Origin of the sequence: Clostridioides sp. ZZV15-6598 (assembly GCF_020657705.1) — a bacterium.
GTDB lineage: Bacteria > Bacillota > Clostridia > Peptostreptococcales > Peptostreptococcaceae > Clostridioides > Clostridioides difficile_F.
Genome location: NZ_JAGWCS010000047.1, coordinates 22,606 through 28,777, shown reverse-complemented (window position 1 = coordinate 28,777; position 6,172 = coordinate 22,606). Strand labels below are relative to the sequence as shown.

Genomic DNA, 6,172 nt, shown 5'->3' with positions numbered 1-6,172 from the left:
GCTCTATATTTATTTTATCTATGTAAACTATATTATCTATATTGCAAAATTCTCCAAAAATATTTTCTAATTGTTCTGATATATCCATATTTATCTTGTCATCAGTCGATACAAATAAAATATTATGTTTTTTCATATCACCACCTCCTGTTTACTGAATATAGAAAACAACAATTTGGTTTATTGTAGCACTTTTTGAAAAAATTTTAAATCTTAAAAATTATATTTTATACTATTTGGTAATATTTTCTACTCAAAAATAAAATGATATAGAATTTAATCTATACCATTTTATATAATATCACCATATTTTTAATTATTAATAAGATATCTCTATTCCTCTAAAAACTGTAAAAATTCTTGATTAAATAATTTAAGCTCATCATAGAATATAGCGTGACCGCTATACTCAAAAGTATATAAAACTGAGTCTTCTATCCTTTCATTCATAAAAAGTGCAAATTCATATGGGCAAACTTGGTCTAATTTTCCATGAAATATACCTGTAGGCACTCTTACACATTTTAAATCATTAAATAGCTCTTCATCTCTTAAAGCTACAGCTGTTCCAATTGTTCCTATACCTGATGCACTAAAACCAATATCATCAAACCACCTTCTAAAGCTTTCTGATGGATTTGATGCAAATACTTTTTCCCCAAAATTAGTTACCATTTCAGGTCTATCTGTACATGCTTGAGCTATTAGCTTATTAACATCTTCACGTGTCATACCATATGGAAATTCAGGAGGCCTTTTTACAAATGATGGTGCCGCAGCAGCAGCTAAGACTAGTTTTGATACTCCATATCCATTAAATAAACTCATATATCTAAGTACAATTGCTCCACCCATTGAAAATCCCACAAGAGTAAAATCTTTTAATCCAATAGCATGTACCACCTTATAAATATCATCAGCCATCTGACTATAAGTATATCCTCCTGCTGTTGTCTCAGAGTTACCAAAACCTCTTAAATCAATTGAAACCGTTCTGTAACCAAGCTTAGGCAGTATATCAGTTTGATACTCAAATATCTTATTGCCTAATGGCCAACCATGTATGAAAAGTACTGTCTTTTTAGCACTTGGATTTAAATCATACACTGCTATATTTATATCATTCACACGTACATAATACATATCATTAGCAACTCCCTTCAAGAAAATGTATGATAGTTATTTTATATATATGAATAAAATAGTTAATAATTAAACATTAGATTCTATTTACAATACTTTTCTATTGCTTTTTTAAACAAACCGACATGAACCTTTTCATCCAAAATTATTCTATTTAATATAGCTTTTATATAAGGGTCTTCAATAATACTTATATCCTTATAATAATTCTCAATAGCCACATACTCTAAATGTAAATCCGATTTTAATCTACTACAAATAGAATCTCCATAAAATACAAAGCCACCATTCCAATATGCACCACATGAGCTTGAAGAACCTCTATATATAGGATTTCCACCTAATAATCTTATAGTTTTTGCCAATATCTCCATATGTAACATTTCTGTTATAGATATATTTATCCACATTTCACTCAATTCTCTATAATTTTCATCTAAGTCAAAGTCATGGTATAAGTACTGGGTTACACTTGTAAATTCACTCGCTACACCAGAATAATCATCCATTAATAGCTCTGCATAATATTTATTTTTTCCCAATACTTTTATTTCTGGATATGGCTCATCACTTGAGTATCCCTTTCTCTTATGCATTCCATAGTGCGCATCACTCATGGTATCTCCTCCTTTAGATTTAAATATTGATATTAATTATATGCATCAAAACTTTGACATATGACTTTATTAGGATGGTTAGGGTTTAATAAATAACTTAAATTAATAAAAAATCCATGCTAATAGAAATTAACATGGATTCATATTTATCTTTATATTTGTTCAATTATTTTCTATCTCTGTTCATCTTTTCCTGCTACTGATAATTCTTTAATAACAATCGAAGGTGAGCCTATACTGCTCATTGGAAATTCTAAATCTTCCCCTATAACTTCAATATCTTTTAATAGGTCAAAGTAATTACCAGCTACTGTAATTTGTTCTACTGGAAATGATTTTTTACCATCTTTAATATAAAAACCTTTAGCTGCCAAAGAAAAATCTCCTGTTACTGAATTTGCACCTGAATGAAGTCCTGCAAAACTAGTAACCATCAAACCTTCCCCTACTTCTTTCATGATATCATCTAAAGATTTATTTCCTTTTTCTATATAAAAATTAGTTGGATATATACTTATAGGTGATGAATATGAAGCTTTTATTCCATTTCCTGTAGTCTTTACTTTTGCTTTATTAGCTGTCTTTAGATTATGAAGTAATGTCATAAGTTTCCCATTTGAAATAACTTCTTTTTTAAAAGTAGCTACACCCTCATCATCAAAAGGAGTAGATGCCAGACCATTTTCTAAAAGTGGGTCATCAACTATTGTAACTATAGGAGATGCTATCATTTCTCCTTCTCTATCTTTCAACAAAGATAATCCTTTTTGAGCTGAGTCTGCATTAAATATTCCAGAAAATGTGCTAAGTAAAGATACCATTGCTTCATTAAATAATATAGTTTTATATTTACCTGATGGTATGCTCTTTCCACCTATTTTAGATAAAGCATTTTCAACTCCAAGCTTTGCTATTTCCTTTGGATTTATTTCTTCAATAGCATTTGCTATGTTGTATCCTACTCCATCATATTTTTGTCCATTGTCTTGTATAACTGGTACTACAAATCCTATAAGTAGATTAGTTTTATTACTTAAATCTAATCCCTTAGTATTATATATGCCACTACTTGCTACTGAATAAGATATAGTACAACTAGATAAGTTTACTACCTTATCTGAATAAGCTTTAGTCTCTTCTTCCATTTGTAAAGCTAATTCAATCAACTTATCTGCTTCTAGATTTTCTAGTTCTTTAGAATAGGTCTTTACTTCATTATAGAATTTATCGCCTTCATATATAAATTGTACATCTTCATTTTCGATAGCTCTTACCCCATCTTTTACATTTTTTATCAACATATCAACAGCTTTATCATCTAAAATTTCTGTATAAGAATATCCTATTTTCCCATCTATCTTTCCTCTAAATGATAAACCAAAGGATTTATCAAGATTATATTTCTCAACTTCTCCTTCATATATATTTATACTTAGATTTTCCCCTGTGGAATAATACACTTCACACTCTTCAAAACCTTCATTTAGAGCTTTTTTAAATAGTAAATCTTTAAAATTTATAAGTTCCATACTTATTCCTCCTATCTTCCACCTACAGTAATTTCTTTTACTCTTATCATAGGCTGACCTACATTGGTTGGTATACTTCCTGACACTGAACCACACATACCTTGAGCTTGTTTTAAGTTATCTCCAACCATATCTATATTCATAAGTACATCACTACCTTTTCCAATTAAACTAGCACCTCTAACTGGTTCTTTTATTTCTCCATTTTTTATCAAGTAACCTTCTGAAACTGCAAAATTAAACTCTCCTGTTACAGGATTTACAGAACCTCCACCCATTTTTTTGGCATATATACCATCTGATATTGACTTTATGATATCCTCTGGCTTATCTTCTCCAGCAGCAATATAAGTATTAGTCATTCTAGAGGTAGGTGCAAATTTATAACTCTGTCTACGAGAACTTCCTGTAGGATTCATTCCCATTCGTCTACCATTAAGTTTATCTATCATGTAAGACTTTAAAATTCCATTTTCGATTAAGATATTTTTTTGAGTTTTGTTTCCTTCATCATCTATATTCATAGACCCCCAATAGTTTGGTATCGTACCATCATCTATAGCTGTAATTTTTGTAGATGCAATTTGTTGACCTAATTTATCTGCAAATACAGAATTTCCTTTTGCAACTGCTGTAGCCTCCAAAGAATGTCCACAAGCTTCATGAAATATTACTCCTCCAAATCCATTATCTATTGCTACCATCATATTACCTGCTGGGCAGTTTTTTGCATGTAACATAGTATGTGCTACTCTAGCAGATTCTCTTCCATAGTATTCTGGGTCTATCTCTTCAAATATTTCAAATCCTTTACACCCTCCAGGACCTTCAAATCCTGTTTGATTTTCATTACCTTTAGATGCAACTGAACTTATTCCCAATCTAGTTCTTATTCTTCTATCCTCCACATAAATTCCTTCAGTATTTGCAATCAATACTTTTTGGTCTTTATCTGAATAAGTCACATTTACTTGAGATATATCACTACTAAATTCTTTTGCACTTTTATATGCAACTTTCATGACATTTACCTTATCTATATTACCTATTGAATTTGGATAGATTTTTATATTATGTAGATTATTTATTTTAATACTGTCATTTAATATAATACTCTTTCCTTCTTCTAATTTGCCTAAAGCAACAGCAGCCTTATACGCTACGTCTAATAAACTATTCAATGAATTATCGCTTGTATATGCATATATACTCTTTAATCCTTTAAATATTCTTATTCCTATGCCATAGGTTCTTCCACCTATTGCATTTTCTACTTTATTATCTATTAAGCCAATAGAATTATTTATAGTGTCTTCTTCAAAAATCTCAGCAAAATCTCCTCCAGTAATTAGACACTTTTCCAATACCTTTGAAGCTATATCTTTTGAAAGCATAAACTTACCTCCTATTTTAAATTTTTATTTAACTTTTATTCAATCTTTTTTACTTATTAATCATCATTATATACCAAATTACTTATGAATATATTATACATATGTTTTACACTAAAATGTTATCACATTTTTATTTATACATACCCATTTATATAAACATTTAAAATGTATAATATTATTTGCTATAGAAAATAATACACTCATACATAATAAATGTTAGGAGTGAAATATATGAATCAAGAATATGTAAAAGGCAAGCCTATTTTTACCAGTATAAATAAAATTCCAAGACAATTTCCATACCTTACTGATGATATTGATACAGATGTTATAATCGTTGGAGGTGGCATAACAGGATGTATTTGTGCATACTATCTAGCTAAAAACAATATAAAATCAATTATCCTTGAAAAAGGAAGGATTGCACATGGAAGTACTAGTGTAACCACATCGCTTTTACAATATGAATTGGATGACAATTTAATAGATTTGACAGAAGTAATGACTCTAACTGATGCCTTAAAAGCTTATAATCTTTGTGTATCAGCACTTAAAGAGTTAGATAAATTTATAGAATTACATGGAAATAAGTGTGATTATGCAAAACGAGATACTTTGCTTTACACTTCCAGTAAGCTTGAAATCAAGGCTATAAAAGAAGAATATAATCTAAGAAAAGAAAATGGATTTGATGTTGAATATATCGATGAATCTACAAACCCTTTTAATTTCGATTTAAAGTCTGGATTGATAGCAAAAAATGGTGGACGAGAAATAGACCCATACAAGTATAGTCATCATCTCATTGATGTAAGTCTAAAAAATGGTCTTGAAGTATATGAAAATACAGAAGTAAAAAAAGTAGACTTTTCAGATGATAAAGTAACAGCTGAAGTATCTTATGGTTATAAAGTTTATGGCAAAAAACTAATTGTGGCTACAGGATATAATACAAGTTTATTTACAAATAGAAACTTTGCAACTAAATCTAATACATTTAATATAGCTACAAAACCAATTAAAGACATTGATTCTTGGAAAGACAATATTCTGATTAGAGACAATTGTGACCCATATAATTATCTAAGAACCACTAAAGATAATAGATTGATTATAGGTGGTGAAGATGTAGACTTTAGTGATATAGGAGATGAAGCTTTAGCAAATAAAAAATATGACATTCTTGAACAAAGACTAAAAGGTATGTTTAAAGACATAAAAGATATACAAGTTGATTACAAGTATTGTGGTTGCTTTGCTTCTACTTTAGATAACTTAGGTTTTATTGGACCTGATAACAAAAACCATAACTTATGGTACTGTCTAGGTTATGGAGCTAATGGAATACTTTTTGCGATATTAGGAGGTATAATGCTTAGTAAGCTATATCTTGGAGAAGAAGATAAAAATATGAGATTATTTAAGGTAAATAGATTTGACAAATAAATGTTATTATATATTAAAAGACTGTACTTAAAAAAAGCTTTAG

At 29.2% G+C, this 6,172-nt stretch carries 5 protein-coding genes; 1 reads left to right on the top strand and 4 read right to left on the bottom strand.

Annotated features, from left to right (window positions below; all coding sequences use genetic code 11):
- Positions 1–333: 333 nt before the first annotated feature.
- From KGF50_RS10940 to KGF50_RS10925, 4 genes are all read right to left on the bottom strand, one after another.
- On the bottom strand, positions 334–1,128 hold the full coding sequence (locus KGF50_RS10940; RefSeq protein WP_413926815.1) for an alpha/beta fold hydrolase: 795 nt from the start codon (positions 1,126–1,128) through the stop codon (positions 334–336).
- 98 nt (positions 1,129–1,226) lie between these two features.
- Positions 1,227–1,760: a ferritin-like domain-containing protein gene (locus tag KGF50_RS10935; protein WP_227848072.1), complete on the bottom strand. Its 534-nt coding sequence runs from the start codon at positions 1,758–1,760 to the stop codon at positions 1,227–1,229.
- Between the two features lie 173 nt (positions 1,761–1,933).
- Complete coding sequence (locus KGF50_RS10930) at positions 1,934–3,289, bottom strand: metallopeptidase TldD-related protein (RefSeq protein ID WP_227848071.1); 1,356 nt, start codon at positions 3,287–3,289, stop codon at positions 1,934–1,936.
- Positions 3,290–3,300: 11 nt separating this feature from the next.
- Entirely contained in the window at positions 3,301–4,683 is a 1,383-nt protein-coding gene (locus KGF50_RS10925; protein ID WP_227848070.1) for a TldD/PmbA family protein, read from the bottom strand.
- Between the two features lie 231 nt (positions 4,684–4,914).
- Here KGF50_RS10925 and KGF50_RS10920 point away from each other — a divergent pair, with 231 nt between their 5' ends.
- Positions 4,915–6,129 carry an FAD-dependent oxidoreductase gene (locus KGF50_RS10920; RefSeq protein WP_227848069.1) on the top strand — a complete coding sequence of 405 codons (1,215 nt, stop codon included), beginning with the start codon at positions 4,915–4,917 and terminating at the stop codon, positions 6,127–6,129.
- Positions 6,130–6,172 lie beyond the last annotated feature (43 nt).